We start from the raw sequence: 15779 nt of genomic DNA, 5'->3' as shown, positions 1-15779 counted from the left end.
TTGGTTATCCTTAGTGCGCCGGGTCGTCGTTGATTGAGGACTGCAGAGCCTGGGCAAAAGAACGGGCGATCGCCTGACGCTGCGCCGGCGCGACGCTACTATTGATCAGGTTGGTCACCATATTGCCTAGCACCATCAGTGAAAGGTCAACGGGGGCTTTGTGTGTTTCCAGCACGTTGGTCAGCTCGCTGAGCAGCTGTTCGACGTGTTCATCACTATAGCGGGATAATTGCGGCATAAAAGTCAAAATCTGTTTGTTCGTGAAAGGGCAACATATTACCGTAGCAGCAGCTTTTTTTCCGCATTTTTTCGCCACGGCGCAAAAGCGCGCAGGATCGCGAGTCTCCGCTAGCCGAAGAGTCACGCGCCGGTTGCGTCGCCGTCCCGGCGGTGGTTGAATACCGCCCGGTCTAAAAGGAGAGTTTAACATGAGTCTGGATATCGACCAGATTGCCCTGCATCAGTTAATTAAACGTGATGAACAAAACCTTGAGCTGGTGCTGCGCGATTCGCTGCTGGAGCCTAATGCGACGGTCGTGGAGATGATGGCCGAGCTGCATCGTGTCTACAGCGCAAAAAACAAGGCCTATGGCCTGTTTAATGAAGAGAGCGAGCTGGCCCAGGCGCTGCGCCTGCAGCGCAAAGGTGAAGAAGATTTTCTGCCGTTCAGCCGTGCGGCGACCGGTCGTCTGCGCGACGAGCTGGCGAAGTATCCCTTCGCAGAAGGCGGGATCGTTCTGTTTTGCCAGTATCGCTATCTGGCGGTTGAGTATCTGCTGGTGGCGGTGCTGAACAACCTGAGCAGCATGCGAGTCAACGAAGAGCTGGATATCAGCTCCACCCACTACCTGGACATCAATCATGCCGACATCGTGGCGCGCATTGATTTAACCGAGTGGGAGACGAACCCGGAATCGACCCGCTATCTGACCTTCCTGAAGGGCCGGGTAGGGCGCAAAGTCGCCGATTTCTTTATGGATTTCCTCGGTGCCAGCGAAGGGCTGAACGCCAAAGCGCAGAACCGCGGCCTGCTGCAGGCGGTGGATGATTTTGCCGCCGACGCGCAGCTGGATAAGTCCGAGCGGCAGAACGTGCGTCAGCAGGTTTACGCCTACTGCAGCGAGCAGCTGCAGGCCGGAGAAGAGATTGAGCTCGAATCGCTCTCTAAAGAGCTGGCGGGCGTGAGCGAGAAGAGTTTCCAGGAGTTTACCGCTGAACAGGGGTATGAGCTGGAAGAGAGCTTCCCGGCGGATCGCAGCACTCTGCGGCAGTTAACTAAGTTTGCCGGCAGCGGCGGCGGGCTGACGATCAACTTTGATGCCATGCTGCTCGGCGAGCGCGTGTTCTGGGACCCGGCGACGGATACCTTAACCATTAAGGGCACACCGCCGAATCTACGCGATCAGCTCCAGCGCCGGACGTCCGGCGGCAGCTGAAACCAATCCCCTCGGCTGCAGGCCGGGGGGATTTCTCTCCCTTACTGCGCGTCGGCGCGGATCGTTTCAATGCCGCATTGTGCCAGCCGCGCCTGCAGCATCTCATCCACCGGGCTATCCACCACCAGCGTAGCGGCAAGGCTCAGCTCGCCGATGGCAAAAGCCGACGCCGAATTCAGCTTCTCCTGCGAGGCCATCACGATGGTTTCCGCCGCCCGCGCGGCCAGCGCCCGCTTAATGCCCGCTTCTTCATAGTCCCCGGTGGTGAAACCCGCATGATGATGTACGCCGGTGACGCCCATAAAAAACAGATCGGCGTTGATCCGCGCAATGCCTTCCAGCGCCGCGGCGCCGACGGCGACCAGCGAATGTTTAAACAGGCGGCCACCGATCAGGATCACCTCAATCAGCGGCCGATCGACCAGCGCGACGGCAATGCCGGGGCTGTGGGTCACGATGGTGCAGGCCAAATCGGCGGGCAGAAACTTCACCATCTCGGTGGTGGTGGTCCCGCCGTCAACGATAACCACCTGGCCCGGATGAATAAGCGCCGCCGCCCGGCGGGCAATCGCCTGTTTTGAATCGATTTGCACGCTTCTGCGCGTTGCTATCGGGGCAACGGCGGCCGACGCCGGCAGCGCGCCGCCGTGAACCCGCTGCAGCTTCCCTTCCGCCGCCAGCTCGCGTAAGTCGCGACGAATGGAGTCCTCCGAGACGCCAAAGCGCTGGCTGAGCTCCCCCGACATGACCTGTTTCTCGGCGCTAAGAATCTGCAAAATGAGCTGCTTTCGTTGGCTGGCGAGCATGTGGTTTCCTTCATGTTTGATCTTGTTTGTGCATGATTGTGCATGTTATGGTGCCTTCTGTCACCTGGTAAGGAGCAAAACATGCACATTGACGCACCATACGTTCGCAATATCCGCGAAACGCTGCTATCCGATAACTGGTATACGCTCAAAACATATACCTTTGAGCTGCTGCGGCGGGACGGGCGCTGGCAGGAGCAGAGCCGCGAAGCCTACGACCGCGGAAACGGTGCCGTTATTCTTCTCTACAGCCGAGAGAAAAAAACCGTGGTTCTCATCCGCCAGTTTCGCTTTCCGGTCTGGATTAACGGCCACGACGGATTTTTAATTGAGGCCGCCGCCGGGCTTTTGGATAACGCCTCCCCGGAAGAGCGAATTATCGCCGAAGCGCAGGAGGAGACGGGCTTTCGGGTGACCCGCATTGAGCGCGTTTTTACGGCCTATATGAGCCCCGGTTCGGTCACGGAAAAGCTGTACTTTTTTATTGCCGAATATTCGGCTGACGACCGGCAAAGTAGCGGCGGCGGGCTGGCGGAAGAGGGGGAAGATATCGAAGTGCTGGAGTGGCCGCTGGAGCAGGCGCTGCAGGCTATCCGCGACGGCGAGATCGTGGATGCCAAAACCATCATGCTGCTGCAGCACCTGGCGCTTAATTCAGACTCGCTCCTTGCCGCAGAACGGGCAAAGAGCGACACGGTCTAGCGCAGCTGGCGGGCGATAGCGCTGTACATCAGCGCGGCCTCCAGCGGCTGGGCGCTAAACGAAGGCTCCGCCTGCGGCCAGGTTGACCACTGGACGATAACCAGATGCTCAGCGCGATTGACCATAATCACCTGGCCATATATGCCGAGCGCCCACAGGGAATCCTTCAGCCCCTGCTGAGCCGTAGGTTCGACGTTTTTGGCATTGGCCGGAATGGCGTTATTCCACCACTGGAATCCGTAAATTCCGTCCGGGTGCGCCGCGGAGACCGAGTTCTGCGCCTGAGTCCAGGCGGAGGCCATATCGAACCAGCCGTCAGGCACCAGCGATTTGCCGTTGGCCAGGCGTCCGTCCCGGGCGACAAACTCACCGAAGCGTCCCCAGTCTTCAAGCGTGGCGTTGAAGCCGTGGGCGCCGACATCGTGCTTGCCTTGCTGATAGGCATGCCACACGCCATCCTGGGCCATGCCGCCAGGCCGCCATAGCGTTTGCTCCAGCCAGGCGGCAAGGGGCATGCCGGTTGCTCGCTCCACGATATCCCCCAGCAGCCACGCCCCGCCGGAGGAGTAGGACCACTGCTCCCCGGCCGGATGGGCGCGTTTCAGGGAGGCGACGATCTTACGTACGCAGTCGTAGGCCCCCGGATGCGCCTCGCACTGGGTCAGCCGCGCGAAGTGGGACTGCGGATTGGTGTAGTCTTCATTCCACTCTACGCCGGAGGTGTGCTGGATAAGCTGCTTCATGGTGACGCCGTCCCAGGCGCTGCCCTTCAGCTCCGGTTCATAATCGGTAATCAGATCATCCAAAGAGTGGATTTTCCCCTGCTGGATGGCGATACCGACCAGCGTGGAGACCACCGCTTTGCCCACCGAGCGCGATGTCCACAGTGTGGTATCCGTGTTGCCGGCGCCGAGGTACTTATAGGCAATTTTACCCTCTTTCAGTACCAGGAAACCGGTGACGTCCTGGCGCTTCAGGTAGTCCCGCAGGTTCCAGGTGTGGCCGTTCAGCGTATAGCTGACATTGGTCAGCGGCTTATCCGCCTGCTGGAGCGCAGCGGAGGCGCCGTGGTGAAAGACGTCCCCGGCATAGTTACGATAGTCGTTACGAAAACCAATTACCCGATCGGTCCGATCCCAGCTGAGCATCTCTTTAGCCGCCGGCAGCGTTTTATCAAACGGCGTCGGGCAGGTATCGAGCAGCACGCCGCCGCACTCCTGCTGCGGCTGGGCCTGCGCCAGCGCGGCGCCGGGTAGGGCGGTAAGCATCAGCGCCAGCGCCAGCGGTTTGATCGTTTTTATACTTGTCATCAGAAATTCCTTGTTAGCCATTACAACCCGATGCGCAGTATATAAATCGTCGGCCGCAGGCTAAAATCAGCCGATGGGGGATTTTCCCCCGCAAGGATGGGATGGTATGAAAACGCTGCAGTACTCTTTTGCGCAAATTGAGGCTTTTGCCACCGTCGCCGAAACGGGCTCGCTGTCACGGGCGGCGATTCGCCTTGGCAAAGATCGCACCACGCTACGCGATCTGCTGGATTATCTGGAAGATGCGCTGGGTTACGCGCTATTCCTGCGCCACGGACGCAGCCTCGCGTTAACCGCGGAGGGGGAGCAGCTTTTTCGCCAGGCGCACCTGCTGCTGCGTCAGGCGCAGGCCTTTGAATCCTTTGCCCGGACGCTGCCGGGCACGGCCTGGCAGGAGCTGAGGGTGGCGTATGACCCCTTTGTGCCGCGCGGCTTTCTCTGTGCGCTGGCCGATAATCTTGCGCAGCGCCAGCTGCGGATGAGCTGCTGGAGCGCATCGCGTCGCGAAGCCGAACAGGCGCTGGCCGACGGCCATGCCGACCTGGCGCTATGCCAGGCCAATAACCGCACCCTTGGCAGCGAGATGGAGTGGCGCGCGCTGGGGACCGTTGAGCTGGGATTTTATGCCGCAGAGCGGCTGTTTGCCGGCTATGCGAGGCCGCTGACGCTGCTGAACCTGGCGCTGGTGCCGCAGCTGGTGATGCATCGCCGCTCTGACGATCAGATTGCCCGCCGGCTGCAGATCTCCGGCCATACGCAGTATATGAATGAAATCACGCTGCTGCGTCACGCCATGCAGCAAGGGCAGGGCTGGGGATTTTTGGCCGATCACCTTCAGGCGCAGCGCTGGGATGGGGTGAGTAAAATCGACACCGAGGTCGGCAGTCAGGGGCTGAACGTCACGATGGTGATGCTCTGGCAGCCGGGCATGAACAAACACCAGGATCTGAAGACGGTTATCGATTTAGCGCCGGCTCTGTGGGCGCAAAGCACATAACAAAACGCCCCGGACCTTGCGGACCGGGGCGTTTCATACAACAACTGCTATCGGCTATTAAGCGCGAACGAAGTCGATGTGAGACAGTTTTGGCTTGAACGGGTGACGCTGAACAGCCTGAACCTTAACTTTCTCTTCTTTGCCATCGATAACGATGGTCAGAACTTCACCGTAGAACTCAGCTTTACCCTGAATGTTCCACAGTTTGTCCTGGTCCAGCTCAATTGCTACCGGAGTAGCTTCGCCGCCATAAATGATGGCCGGGAATTTATTAGCTGCACGCAGGCGGCGGCTCGCACCCTTACCCTGCTCTTTACGTACTTCTGCGTCGATAGTAAACATTGATGTCTCTCTATATTTAAATCCTGCTACAGGCGACCCAGCAGCAGGCAGATGATCTGCTTTGCGAATGCAAAAGCGGGCGGCATTATAGCCGCCAGAGGTTTTTACGGCAATCAAAACCTCAGCCTTAATGCCGATTAACGCAGTTCGTTGGCCCGGCGGAAGCGTCCCTGGTAGTCGAACATTTTCTCCCGCACCTGCCAGTATTGCCCCTTCATGCGGGCGACGACAAAGTCCGGATGGCGCAGCAGCCCCCGCTGAGCAAGGATATCGGCGGCGGTTATCCAGCGCAGCGGCACGCCGGGCGTGCGGGTGTGCGGGCGAATAAACAGCTGTTCAAACGCGGTGCGCTGGGCGGGCGTCTGCAGGCGGAAGCGCTCGCTGACGTCGGCGCCGTCTTCATCGTAGTAGGTAATTTTCAGCCACGGGCCTTTGTCGTCGGCACCGTGCTGCAGATCCATGCCGCTACAGCGCAGCACCAGCGCGTCTTTAAGCTTCAGCGCCGCCTTCAGCATATCATCGGGATCGACGAGGATCGTGTCGCACTCGCGGCAGCGGCGGGCGGCGATATCGTTCTCCGCATTACACTGCGGGCAGTTCTTAAAGCGAAAACGAAAGTCACACTGCTCGCGATGGCCCTCATCATCCTCAAACCAGCCCTGACAGCGGCGGCCAAAATGTTCGATCAGCGTGCCGTCGGCGGTGGTTTTGCCCCAGAAGGTATTGGCAAAACCGCAGGCCGGGCAGAAGACCTGCACCGGCACGTTGTCGCTCTTGCCTTTCGGCGTCCCGACTTCGGGCGCGTAGAGGTCGTGCGGGTTGCCGGCATAGTCGAGGATCAGGCAGTCGGTTTTTCCCGGCGCCAGGCGCAGGCCGCGACCGACGATCTGCTGGTAGAGGCTGACCGACTCGGTCGGACGCAGAATGGCGATGAGATCGACATGCGGGGCGTCAAAGCCGGTGGTCAGCACCGCCACGTTGACCAGATAGCGGTATTGCTGGGCTTTAAACGATTCAATAATGCGGTCGCGCTGCGGGCCCGGCGTTTCGCCGGTAATCAGTTCGGCCTCGCCTGCGGGCAGCAGACCGGTGATTTCCCGCGCGTGCTCCACCGTGGAGGCGAAAATCATCACCCCTTTTCGCGTCTGGGCAAACTCAACGATCTGGCTGACGATATGCGGCGTAATGCGCTGCTGTTTTTTCAGCTCGTGATTGAGGTCGGCCTCGCTGAACAGGCCATTGCTCTGCGCCTGAAGGCGGCTGAAATCGTACTGCACTACCGGCATATCGAGCCGCTCCGGCGGCGTCAGATAGCCGTGTTTAATCATGTAGCGCAGCGGCAGTTCATAGATGCAGTCGCGAAACAGCGCCTTCTCGTCGCCGCGCACCATGCCATGATAATGGAACTGATAGATCCAGCCCTTACCGAGGCGAAACGGCGTGGCGGTGAGCCCAAGCAGCCGCAGCTGCGGATTGACCTGCCGCAGGTGGGCGATAATTTGCTGGTACTGGCTATCGTCGTCATCGCTGATGCGGTGGCACTCATCGACGATCAGCAGCGAAAACTCCCCCTGGAACTGCTCAAGGTTGCGGGCAACCGACTGCACGCTGCCGAAAACCACCTTACCGTGGCTCTCTTTGCGCTTCAGCCCGGCGGCAAAAATATCGGCTTCCAGGCCAAGGGCAAGATATTTAGCGTGGTTTTGCGCCACCAGCTCTTTGACGTGCGCCAGAACCAGCACGCGGCCGCGGGCCAGGCGCGCCAGCTCGGCAATGACCAGGCTTTTGCCGGCCCCGGTCGGCAGGACGATAGCGGCGGGCTCATGGTGGCGACGAAACCAGGCTAAGGTGGCATCGACCGCCTCTTTTTGGTAGGGGCGTAATGTAAAATTCATGGCTTCACAGGCGTTAATTAACTCGCAAATAGTATGCCATGAATCTTTTCCCTTGAGTGGCGTTAAGAGCCCGTTATACTAGCCAATGAATTTCTTCTTTTTCGGGCGCTTGCCCGCTCCAGCATTATTACAGGCTAAAAAAATCTCATGCGACTTGATAAGTTTATCGCTCAGCAACTTGGCGTCAGTAGGGCTATTGCCGGACGTGAAATCCGCAGCAGCCGCGTTCTGGTGGATGGTGAAATCGTGAAAGACGCTTCGTTCAAGCTCCAGCCGGAGCATGACGTTGAGTATGACGGTAATACGCTTACCCAGCAGAACGGCCCGCGCTACTTTATGCTTAACAAGCCGCAGGGTTACGTCTGTTCTACCGACGATCCGGATCACCCGACGGTGCTCTATTTTCTTGACGTGCCGGTGGCGCACAAGCTGCATGCCGCAGGGCGTCTGGATATCGACACCACCGGCCTGGTGCTGATGACCGACGACGGCCAGTGGTCGCACCGTATAACCTCTCCGCGCCACCACTGCGAAAAGACCTATCTGGTGACGCTGGAAAACCCGGTAGCTGAAAACACCGCGGAGCAGTTCGCGCAGGGCGTTCAGCTGCACAATGAAAAAGAGCTGACCCGGCCGGCGGTTCTCGAAGTGATTACCCCGACGGAAGTCCGGCTGACCATCAGCGAAGGGCGCTACCATCAGGTTAAGCGGATGTTTGCCGCCGTGGGCAACCACGTTGTCGGCCTGCATCGTGAACGAATCGGCGCGATCGCTATGGACGACTCTCTGGCGCCCGGCGAGTATCGCCCGCTGACGGAAGAAGAGATTGCCAGCGTTGGCGTTCAGCATGCGCGGAGTAAAACGTGACGGCAAAGCAGAATTCTTCCCTGGGGATTGTGTTTATTCTTGGCCTGCTGGCCATGCTCATGCCGCTGTCGATCGATATGTATCTCCCGGCGCTGCCGGTGATCTCGGCGCAGTTTAACGTGCCGGACGGCAGCGCGCAGATGACACTCAGTACCTATATTCTGGGCTTTGCCTTTGGCCAGCTGCTGTACGGCCCGATGGCCGACAGCATCGGCCGTAAGCCGGTTATCCTCGGGGGGACGCTGATTTTTGCCGCCGCCGCGGTGGCCTGCGCGCTGTCGCAGAGCATCGAAATGCTGATCGCCATGCGTTTCTTCCACGGCCTCGCGGCGGCGGCGGCGAGCGTGGTGATTAACGCCCTGATGCGCGATATTTATCCGAAAGAAGAGTTTTCGCGGATGATGTCGTTCGTGATGCTGGTCACCACCATCGCTCCGCTGGTCGCGCCGATGGTGGGCGGGGCGGTGCTGGTGTGGTTCAGCTGGCATGCGATATTCTGGATCCTTGCGGTGGCGGCGCTGCTGGCTTCGGCAATGATCGCGTTCTTCATTAGCGAGACCCTGCCGCCGGAGCGGCGGCAGAAGTTCCACATTCGCACGACCCTCGGCAACTTTGCCACCCTGTTCCGCCACAAGCGCGTGCTGAGCTATATGCTGGCGAGCGGCTTCAGCTTTGCCGGGATGTTCTCATTTCTGAGCGCCGGCCCGTTTGTTTACATCAAGATTAACCACGTTTCCCCGCAGCACTTCGGCTACTACTTTGCGCTGAACGTGGCCTTCCTGTTCGTCATGACCATGATTAACAGCCGCTTTGTTCGGCGGGTTGGGGCGCTGAATATGTTCCGCGCCGGGCTGTGGATCCAGTTCGCAATGGCCGTGTGGATGGTGGTCTGCGCGCTGTTTGATGTCGGCTTCTGGGCGCTGGTGTTCGGCGTGGCCGCGTTTATCGGCTGCGTGTCGATGGTCTCCTCGAACGCGATGGCGGTCATTCTTGATGAGTTCCCGCATATGGCCGGGACGGCCTCTTCGCTGGCGGGAACCTTCCGCTTCGGCATCGGCGCGATTGTCGGGGCGCTGCTGTCGATGGCAACCTTCACCACCGCCTGGCCGATGCTGATCTCTATCGCTTTCTGCGCCAGCAGCTCCATTCTCTTCTACCTCTACGCCAGCCGGCGGCGAAAAGTCGCGCTTTGAATCGCATTTAAGGGGGCTAATTCAGCCCCTTTTTTGATGCATATCAACCGCGGCGGGCTTCGTTATTCTGCTATTTGTTTCTTTTATGTAAAATCAATTAGTGTAAAAAGTCGCAATGTTGCGATAAAAAAGTTGTTTTGGATCACAGAAACGGGTACATATAGCCCCGATCGGTTCCGCAGCGAAACTATAAAGTTCTGGATAATAAGCGGTTAACCCCGGCGCCGCGTCGGTGTAAACGTTTTCCACGCTGATACAGGACTAGTTGTCAACAATGTGTTAATATTGATGTAAATTTATTGTGAAGCATTTTGCTTCCGGGGAAAACCAGGTGAATACACAGCAACTCTCTATCGTACACCGACTGCCGCAAAGCTATCGCTGGCTGGCCGGTTTTGCGGGTTCAAGAGTTGAACCGATTCCGCAAAACGGCGCGCAGAGCGAAAATAGCCTCGTGGCGCTGAAGTTACTCAGCCCGGACGGCGAGAAAGCGTGGCCGGTTATGCATAAGCTTAGCCAGGCGCTCAGCGACATCGAAGTCGACTGCTCCATCGTTGAGTGTGAAGGGGAGCCGTGCCTGTTCGTCAACATGCAGGACGAGTTCGCCGCCACCTGTCGGCTGAAAAATTTCGGCGTAGCCATTGCCGAGCCCTTCTCCGGCAACAACCCGTTCTGACCGTCAGCCCAGCGCCAGCAGCTGGCGGGTATACTCCTGCTGCGGAGCGGTAAATACGCGCTCGCACTCTCCCTGTTCGACCACCTCTCCTTGCCGCAGCACCATCACCTGATGGCATAGCGTCCGCACGACGCGCAGATCGTGGCTGATAAAAATATAGGCCAGCTGGTGCTTTTGCTGTAAAGCTTTCAGCAGGGCTAAGATTTGCGCCTGTACGGTCTTATCCAGCGACGAGGTCGGCTCATCCAGGACGATAAGCTGAGGCTTAACGATCAGCGCCCGGGCGATGGCAATACGCTGCCGCTGGCCGCCGGAAAACTCGGCCGGGTAGCGCAGGCGCGTTTGCGCATCCAGCCCCACCTCCTGCATCACCTGAATGACCGCCCGTTCACGCTCGGCGGAGGTGAGCGTCGGCTGGTGGACGCGCAGCCCCTCCTCAATAATCTGCAAAACGTTTAGCCGCGGGTTCAGCGATGAGTTCGGATCCTGAAACACGACCTGCATCCGGCGGCGTAGCGGCAGCATCTGCCGACGGCTGCGGCCCTGCAGCGTCTGGCCATCAAAGGCAATAATCCCTTCCGAGGCAATCAGGCGCAGCAGCGCCAGCCCGGTGGTGCTTTTGCCGGAACCCGATTCGCCCACCAGTCCCAGAGTTTCCCCCGCGCGTAGCTGAAAGCTCAGGGCGTTCACCACCCGATTATGCTCAACCACCCGGCGCAGAAGCCCCCGACGAACCGGGAAAGCGACGCTGAGCCCGCTCGCCGCGAGCAGCAGCGGCGCATCGGGCGCCAGCAGAACCGGCAGCCCCGCCGGTTCGCTATCCAGCAGGCGGCGGGTATAGGGATGCTGAGGGGCCGAGAAAAGGGCGCGACAGCCGTTCTGCTCGACGCAGCGCCCGTTTTGCATCACCGCCACGCGGTCGGCGAGCTGGCGGACGATGCTCAGGTTATGGGTGATAAACAGCAGCCCCATGTTCAGCTCCTGCTTCAGTTCCCGCAGCAGCTGCAGAATTTGCGCCTGCACCGAGACGTCCAGCGCGGTGGTCGGCTCGTCGGCAATCAGCAGCTCCGGGCGGGTGAGCAGGGCCATGGCGATCATCACCCGCTGGCGTTCGCCGCCGGAGAGCTGATGCGGATAGTCCGCCAGCCGGCGAGGGGCCTGGCGAATGCCGACTCGCTCCAGGCAGTCGAGAATCTCTCCCCGGGCGGCTTCTTTGCGCATTCCGCGATGCAGAGAGAGCACTTCATAGAGCTGCTTTTCCAGGGTGTGCAGCGGATTGAGTGACACCATCGGCTCCTGAAAAATCATCGCAATACGGTTGCCGCGCACCCCGCGCAGGGTTCGCTCATCGGCATGCAGCAGCGACTGGCCGTGAAAGCGGATATCGCCGCTGGGGTAGCTTACCGGCGGCGAGGGGAGCAGGCGCAGCACCGACAGTGCGGAAACGCTCTTGCCGGAGCCGGATTCGCCCACCAGCGCCAGGGTTTCCCCCGCCGCAATGTGCAGCGACAGTTCGCTGACGACGGTCTGGGTTTCGCCCTGCTGGCGAAAGGCGATGGAGAGATTGTCAATTTCTAACAGAGGCTGCGCCATCTTATACCGCCTTACTCGGGTCGAAGGCGTCGCGAACCGCTTCACCAATGAAAATTAAAAGCGTTAACAGTACCGCGACGGACAAAAAGGCGGCGATCCCCAGCCACGGCGCCTGCAGGTTGTTTTTCCCCTGCAGCAGCAGCTCGCCAAGCGAAGGCGAGCCCAGAGGCAGGCCGAAGCCCAGAAAATCCAGCGAAGTCAGAGTGGTAATCGAGCTGCAGAGAATAAACGGCAGGAAGGTGAGGGTGGCGACCATCGCGTTGGGCAGCATATGGCGCAGGATAATGCTGCGGTCGTTAACCCCCAGCGCCTGCGCCGCGCGGATATAGTCGTAGTTACGGGTGCGCAGGAACTCGGCGCGCACCACGCCCACCAGCGTCATCCAGCCGAAGAGGACGGTAATCGCCAGCAGCCACCAGAAGCCGGGCTGCACGACGCTGGAGAGGAGAATAATCAAAAACAGCGTCGGCATTCCCGACCACACTTCAATAAAGCGCTGCCCCCAGAGGTCGATTTTGCCGCCGTAGTACCCCTGGATGGCGCCCGCCAGCACGCCGAGAACGCTGGAAAAAAGGGTTAGCAGCAGGCCGAACAGAATGGAGATCCGCGTTCCGTAGAGGATCCGCGCCAGCACGTCGCCGCCGTTGGCGTCGGTGCCCAGCCAGTTCTGCGATGACGGCGGCGAGGGGAAGGGGGATTGGGTGGCAAAGTTGATGGTCGTCGCCCCGAAGCGCACCGGCGCCCACAGCACCCAGCCGTGAGCCTCGAGCTGCTTCTGCAGCCACGGATCCTGATAGTCGGCGGCGGTGGCAAAATCGCCGCCGAAGGTCTTCTCGCTATATTCTTTTAAGAGCGGAACGTACAGGCTGCCGCGGTACTGCACCAGCAGCGGGCGGTCGTTGGCGATCAGCTCCGCGCCGAGGCTGCAGACGAAGAAGATTAAAAATAGCCAAAGCGACCAGTAGCCGCGGCGGTTGTGGCGAAAACGCGCCCAGCGGGCCTGGTTGACGGGACTCAAAAATGACATCAGCGGCCCTCAAAATCGATACGCGGGTCGACCAGCGTGTAGCAAATATCGCTGACGATATTAAGCAGCAGGCCAATCAGCGTAAAAATATACAACGTGCCAAACATCACCGGATAGTCGCGCGAAACCGTCGCCTCATAGCCCAGCAGCCCGAGGCCGTTGAGGGAGAACATCACCTCGATCAGCAGCGAACCGGTAAAGAACATGCTGATAAACATCGCCGGGAAACCGGCTATAACCAGCAGCATGGCGTTGCGGAACACGTGGCGCCACAAAATCTGCTTTTCACTTACCCCTTTGGCGCGGGCGGTGACCACGTACTGCTTGCGGATCTCATCCAGAAAGCTGTTTTTGGTCAGCATGGTGAGCGCCGCAAAGCCGCCAATCACCGTCGCCAGCACCGGCAGCGTGATGTGCCAGAGGTAGTCGAGGATCTTCTGATACCACGGCAGGCTGTCGAAATTAGCCGAGACCAGCCCGCGCAGCGGGAACAGGTCGAAATAGCTGCCTCCGGCGAAAATAACGATCAGCAGAATCGCGAACAGGAATGCCGGGATCGCGTAGCCGATGATAATCAGCGTGCTGCTCCAGATATCAAAATGGCTGCCGTTGCTGACGGCTTTACGGATCCCGAGCGGGATCGACACCAGGTAGATAATCAGCGTGCTCCACAGGCCGAGGCTAATGGAGACCGGCATACTGTTTTTGATCAGCTGCAGCACCGAGGCGCTGCGAAACAGGCTGTCGCCAAAATCAAAGCGCAGGTAGTCGCCGAGCATTTTTAGGTAGCGCTCGTGGAGGGGCTTATCAAAGCCGTAGCGATGGGTTATCTCGGCGATGACCTCCGGGTCGAGGCCGCGCCCGCCGCGATAGTGGCCCTCGCTGACGTTGCTTACGCCGGTGCGTGCGTGGCTGGCGGCCATTCCGCTGTCGCCCGCGCCCGGTATCCCGCCGTGATTGCCGAACTCAACGGCGGCAATGGCCTGATCGACCGGGCCGCCGGGGGCAATCTGGACGATAAAAAAGTTGATCGTAATGATCGCCCACAGGGTGGGGATAATCAGCAGCAGTCGGCGGATCAGGTATGCGCCCATCGTCGTTCCTCAGCGTCTGTCCGCGGGCAGTTTTGCCGCTTTGTTAACGTCATACCACCAGCTGTCAAAGCCGGAGGAGTATACCGGCCGCGTTGGCGGGAACGAGAACTTGTCCCAGCGGGCCGTTCTGTCCTGCGCCATATACCACATCGGCAGCATGTAGTAGTTCCAGGTGAGCACCCGGTCCAGCGCGCGGCCTAAGGGCAGCAGCTTCTGCTTATTGCCCTGCCAGCGAATAATCTGCGCGATAAGGCGATCCACGACCGGGCTTTGTACCCCCGGCGCGTTGTAGCTGGAGTGAATATAGGCCGAGTCCCAGGAGATCTGCAGGTCGGTACCGGGCCACGGCGTCGCGCGCCAGACCACCGGCATCATATCGTAATCCCGGCTGCGGCGGCGATTGCTGTACTGGGAATTATCAACCTGGCGAATATCCATGGTGATGCCGAGACGCAGCAGGTTGTGCTGAAAGGGCAGCACCCAGCGATCGTTACCGCCGGCGGGCAGCAGCAGCTCAAAACGCAGCGGCTTCCCGCTCTTGCCGTTCACCCGGCGCTGGTTTTTCAACACCCACCCGGCCCGGTTGAGCAGGTCGTCCGCCTTCAGCAGATTCGCCCGATCGAAACCGCCGCCGTCGGATTGCGGCGGCTGATAGAGCGCGGTGAAGACCTCGGGCGGCAAATCTTTTTTCATCGGCGTCAGCAGGGCTAGCTCATCGGCATCGGGCGCCGCGCGGGCCGCGTACTCGGTATTCTGGAAATAGCTGTTGGCGCGGCTGTAGGCGTTGTAAAACAGCGCCTTGTTCATCCATTCAAAATCGAAGGCGAGGGTAATGGCCTCGCGCACCTGACGATCGGCAAAAACCGGGCGCTGAATATTGAAGGCCAGCCATTGGGTATCCTGCGCCGAGGTATTCTGATACTCATCCTTCACGATGTAGCCGCGCGTAAAGTTGCGCCCTACGTAGCGGGTGGCCCAGTTTTTGGCCATCGTCTCTTCCCGCCGGTCTACCGCGCCGGCCTTAAAGGCCTCAAAGGCGACGTTATCGTCGAGATAGTAGTCGTAGCGGAGCGTATCGAAGTTCCAGCGCCCGCGGTTGACCGCAAGATTGGCCGCCCAGTAGGTTTTAACGCGCGAGTAAACGATGTACTGACCCATCCGCCAGTCGGTAATGCGATAGGGGCCGCTGGCCAGCGGCGGGGTGGAGAGCGGATCGCTGAGCTTATGGTCGCGCCAGAATTTTTCCGGCATCACCGGCAGGGTAAACAGGCTGAGCATGTTCTCTTTGCCCGCCTGGCCTAACTCAATGCGCACGGTGAGCGGGGCGATGGCCTTGACGCTTGTGCCTTTGTAGTACAGGCGAAACTGCGGGACGCCTTCGGTCATAAACTTCTGGAAGGTAAAAGCGACGTCGCTGGCGCGGATCGGCGTGCCGTCATGAAAGCGGGCCTGCGGATTGAGGGTGACCTCCACCCACGAAAAGTCATCGGCGTAGCGCGCCCCGTCGGCAATCAGCGGATAGTAGCTGCCCGCTTCGTCGTCGGAGGTGGTGAACAGCGTATCGTACAGGGCATCGGTACGCACGCCGGGGTTGCCGCGCAGCGCATAGCGGTTGAAGTTGTCGAAGGTGCCAATGGAGGCGAGCGTGATGCCGCCGCCTTTTGGCGCTGTCGGGTCGGCGTAGGCGAAATGACTAAAGCCGTCAGGGTATTTCGGCTCGCCGATAATGGCGAAGCTGTGGCTTTCTTTCACGGCCTGCGCCTGACCGTTAAGGCTAATAAAAGTAACTAATATCAGGCAAATACGCGCGAACATGGCCAGGTTATTATCCTCTGTTAGCA

Annotated in this window: 15 protein-coding genes; 6 read left to right on the top strand and 9 right to left on the bottom strand. The window is 59.5% G+C overall.

Annotation, left to right across the window (positions count from 1 at the left end; genetic code table 11):
• Positions 1–10: 10 nt before the first annotated feature.
• Positions 11–238: a YejL family protein gene (locus EDF75_RS10760; protein ID WP_015583825.1), complete on the bottom strand. Its 228-nt coding sequence runs from the start codon at positions 236–238 to the stop codon at positions 11–13.
• A gap of 190 nt (positions 239–428) precedes the next feature.
• Between EDF75_RS10760 and yejK the strand changes: the two genes are divergently transcribed.
• Positions 429–1436 (top strand): nucleoid-associated protein YejK, encoded by a 1008-nt coding sequence (gene yejK / locus EDF75_RS10755; RefSeq protein ID WP_133599157.1) that lies wholly within the window; start codon positions 429–431, stop codon positions 1434–1436.
• Positions 1437–1477: 41 nt separating this feature from the next.
• Here the strand turns inward: yejK and EDF75_RS10750 are convergent, their stop codons facing one another.
• The gene (locus EDF75_RS10750) at positions 1478–2242 is read right to left on the bottom strand and encodes a DeoR/GlpR family DNA-binding transcription regulator (RefSeq protein ID WP_133599154.1); all 765 of its coding nucleotides are present in this window, start codon (positions 2240–2242) and stop codon (positions 1478–1480) included.
• Positions 2243–2323: 81 nt separating this feature from the next.
• Between EDF75_RS10750 and EDF75_RS10745 the strand changes: the two genes are divergently transcribed.
• On the top strand, positions 2324–2944 hold the full coding sequence (locus EDF75_RS10745; protein WP_133599152.1) for an NUDIX domain-containing protein: 621 nt from the start codon (positions 2324–2326) through the stop codon (positions 2942–2944).
• On the opposite strand, the gene EDF75_RS10740 is transcribed toward EDF75_RS10745, so the two are convergent.
• Positions 2941–4254: a serine hydrolase domain-containing protein gene (locus EDF75_RS10740; RefSeq protein WP_133599150.1), complete on the bottom strand. Its 1314-nt coding sequence runs from the start codon at positions 4252–4254 to the stop codon at positions 2941–2943. The two genes, EDF75_RS10745 and EDF75_RS10740, sit on opposite strands and share 4 nt — an antisense overlap.
• A gap of 106 nt (positions 4255–4360) precedes the next feature.
• Here EDF75_RS10740 and EDF75_RS10735 point away from each other — a divergent pair, with 106 nt between their 5' ends.
• Positions 4361–5251, top strand: coding sequence for a LysR family transcriptional regulator (locus EDF75_RS10735; protein ID WP_041146507.1), 891 nt, complete (start codon positions 4361–4363; stop codon positions 5249–5251).
• A 57-nt stretch (positions 5252–5308) separates the two neighbouring features.
• On the opposite strand, the gene rplY is transcribed toward EDF75_RS10735, so the two are convergent.
• Both rplY and EDF75_RS10725 read right to left on the bottom strand, forming a co-directional pair.
• Positions 5309–5593, bottom strand: a complete 285-nt coding sequence (gene rplY, locus EDF75_RS10730; RefSeq protein ID WP_095100671.1) for a 50S ribosomal protein L25 — start codon at positions 5591–5593, stop codon at positions 5309–5311.
• Between the two features lie 137 nt (positions 5594–5730).
• Positions 5731–7488: a DEAD/DEAH box helicase gene (locus EDF75_RS10725; RefSeq protein WP_133599149.1), complete on the bottom strand. Its 1758-nt coding sequence runs from the start codon at positions 7486–7488 to the stop codon at positions 5731–5733.
• Between the two features lie 147 nt (positions 7489–7635).
• Here EDF75_RS10725 and rsuA point away from each other — a divergent pair, with 147 nt between their 5' ends.
• The 3 genes from rsuA (at position 7636) to EDF75_RS10705 (ending at position 10224) form a co-directional block, all read left to right on the top strand.
• On the top strand, positions 7636–8355 hold the full coding sequence (gene rsuA / locus EDF75_RS10720) for a 16S rRNA pseudouridine(516) synthase RsuA (RefSeq protein WP_045855922.1): 720 nt from the start codon (positions 7636–7638) through the stop codon (positions 8353–8355).
• Positions 8352–9548 carry a Bcr/CflA family multidrug efflux MFS transporter gene (locus tag EDF75_RS10715; protein ID WP_133599147.1) on the top strand — a complete coding sequence of 399 codons (1197 nt, stop codon included), beginning with the start codon at positions 8352–8354 and terminating at the stop codon, positions 9546–9548. The genes rsuA and EDF75_RS10715 overlap by 4 nt, the downstream gene beginning before the upstream one ends.
• 331 nt (positions 9549–9879) lie before the next feature.
• Positions 9880–10224, top strand: a complete 345-nt coding sequence (locus tag EDF75_RS10705; RefSeq protein ID WP_041147706.1) for a YejG family protein — start codon at positions 9880–9882, stop codon at positions 10222–10224.
• 3 nt (positions 10225–10227) lie between these two features.
• Here the strand turns inward: EDF75_RS10705 and yejF are convergent, their stop codons facing one another.
• Genes yejF through EDF75_RS10685 form a run of 4 tightly spaced genes read right to left on the bottom strand, consistent with a single transcriptional unit; the run spans position 10228 to position 15753 of the window.
• Entirely contained in the window at positions 10228–11817 is a 1590-nt protein-coding gene (gene yejF / locus EDF75_RS10700; protein WP_133599145.1) for a microcin C ABC transporter ATP-binding protein YejF, read from the bottom strand.
• A 1-nt stretch (position 11818) separates the two neighbouring features.
• Positions 11819–12844, bottom strand: a complete 1026-nt coding sequence (locus EDF75_RS10695) for a microcin C ABC transporter permease (RefSeq protein WP_133599143.1) — start codon at positions 12842–12844, stop codon at positions 11819–11821.
• Positions 12844–13938, bottom strand: coding sequence for a microcin C ABC transporter permease YejB (locus tag EDF75_RS10690; protein ID WP_133599140.1), 1095 nt, complete (start codon positions 13936–13938; stop codon positions 12844–12846). The genes EDF75_RS10695 and EDF75_RS10690 overlap by 1 nt, the downstream gene beginning before the upstream one ends.
• Before the next feature lie 9 nt (positions 13939–13947).
• Complete coding sequence (locus EDF75_RS10685; protein ID WP_133599453.1) at positions 13948–15753, bottom strand: extracellular solute-binding protein; 1806 nt, start codon at positions 15751–15753, stop codon at positions 13948–13950.
• Positions 15754–15779: the final 26 nt, after the last annotated feature.

Source organism: Klebsiella sp. BIGb0149 (assembly GCF_004362605.1).
Lineage (GTDB): Bacteria > Pseudomonadota > Gammaproteobacteria > Enterobacterales > Enterobacteriaceae > Klebsiella > Klebsiella terrigena.
The sequence above is the reverse complement of the archived record's forward strand: the minus strand, read 5'-3'. Positions and strand labels throughout refer to the sequence as shown.

What these genes read in the sequence shown, in the direction of transcription:
- EDF75_RS10760 (WP_015583825.1), bottom strand. Translation starts at nt 238, where the DNA reads ATGCCGCAATTATCCCGCTATAGTGATGAACACGTCGAACAGCTGCTC.
- yejK (WP_133599157.1), top strand. Translation starts at nt 429, where the DNA reads ATGAGTCTGGATATCGACCAGATTGCCCTGCATCAGTTAATTAAACGT.
- EDF75_RS10750 (WP_133599154.1), bottom strand. Translation starts at nt 2,242, where the DNA reads ATGCTCGCCAGCCAACGAAAGCAGCTCATTTTGCAGATTCTTAGCGCC.
- EDF75_RS10745 (WP_133599152.1), top strand. Translation starts at nt 2,324, where the DNA reads ATGCACATTGACGCACCATACGTTCGCAATATCCGCGAAACGCTGCTA.
- EDF75_RS10740 (WP_133599150.1), bottom strand. Translation starts at nt 4,254, where the DNA reads ATGACAAGTATAAAAACGATCAAACCGCTGGCGCTGGCGCTGATGCTT.
- EDF75_RS10735 (WP_041146507.1), top strand. Translation starts at nt 4,361, where the DNA reads ATGAAAACGCTGCAGTACTCTTTTGCGCAAATTGAGGCTTTTGCCACC.
- rplY (WP_095100671.1), bottom strand. Translation starts at nt 5,593, where the DNA reads ATGTTTACTATCGACGCAGAAGTACGTAAAGAGCAGGGTAAGGGTGCG.
- EDF75_RS10725 (WP_133599149.1), bottom strand. Translation starts at nt 7,488, where the DNA reads ATGAATTTTACATTACGCCCCTACCAAAAAGAGGCGGTCGATGCCACC.
- rsuA (WP_045855922.1), top strand. Translation starts at nt 7,636, where the DNA reads ATGCGACTTGATAAGTTTATCGCTCAGCAACTTGGCGTCAGTAGGGCT.
- yejF (WP_133599145.1), bottom strand. Translation starts at nt 11,817, where the DNA reads ATGGCGCAGCCTCTGTTAGAAATTGACAATCTCTCCATCGCCTTTCGC.
- EDF75_RS10695 (WP_133599143.1), bottom strand. Translation starts at nt 12,844, where the DNA reads ATGTCATTTTTGAGTCCCGTCAACCAGGCCCGCTGGGCGCGTTTTCGC.
- EDF75_RS10690 (WP_133599140.1), bottom strand. Translation starts at nt 13,938, where the DNA reads ATGGGCGCATACCTGATCCGCCGACTGCTGCTGATTATCCCCACCCTG.
- EDF75_RS10685 (WP_133599453.1), bottom strand. Translation starts at nt 15,753, where the DNA reads ATGTTCGCGCGTATTTGCCTGATATTAGTTACTTTTATTAGCCTTAAC.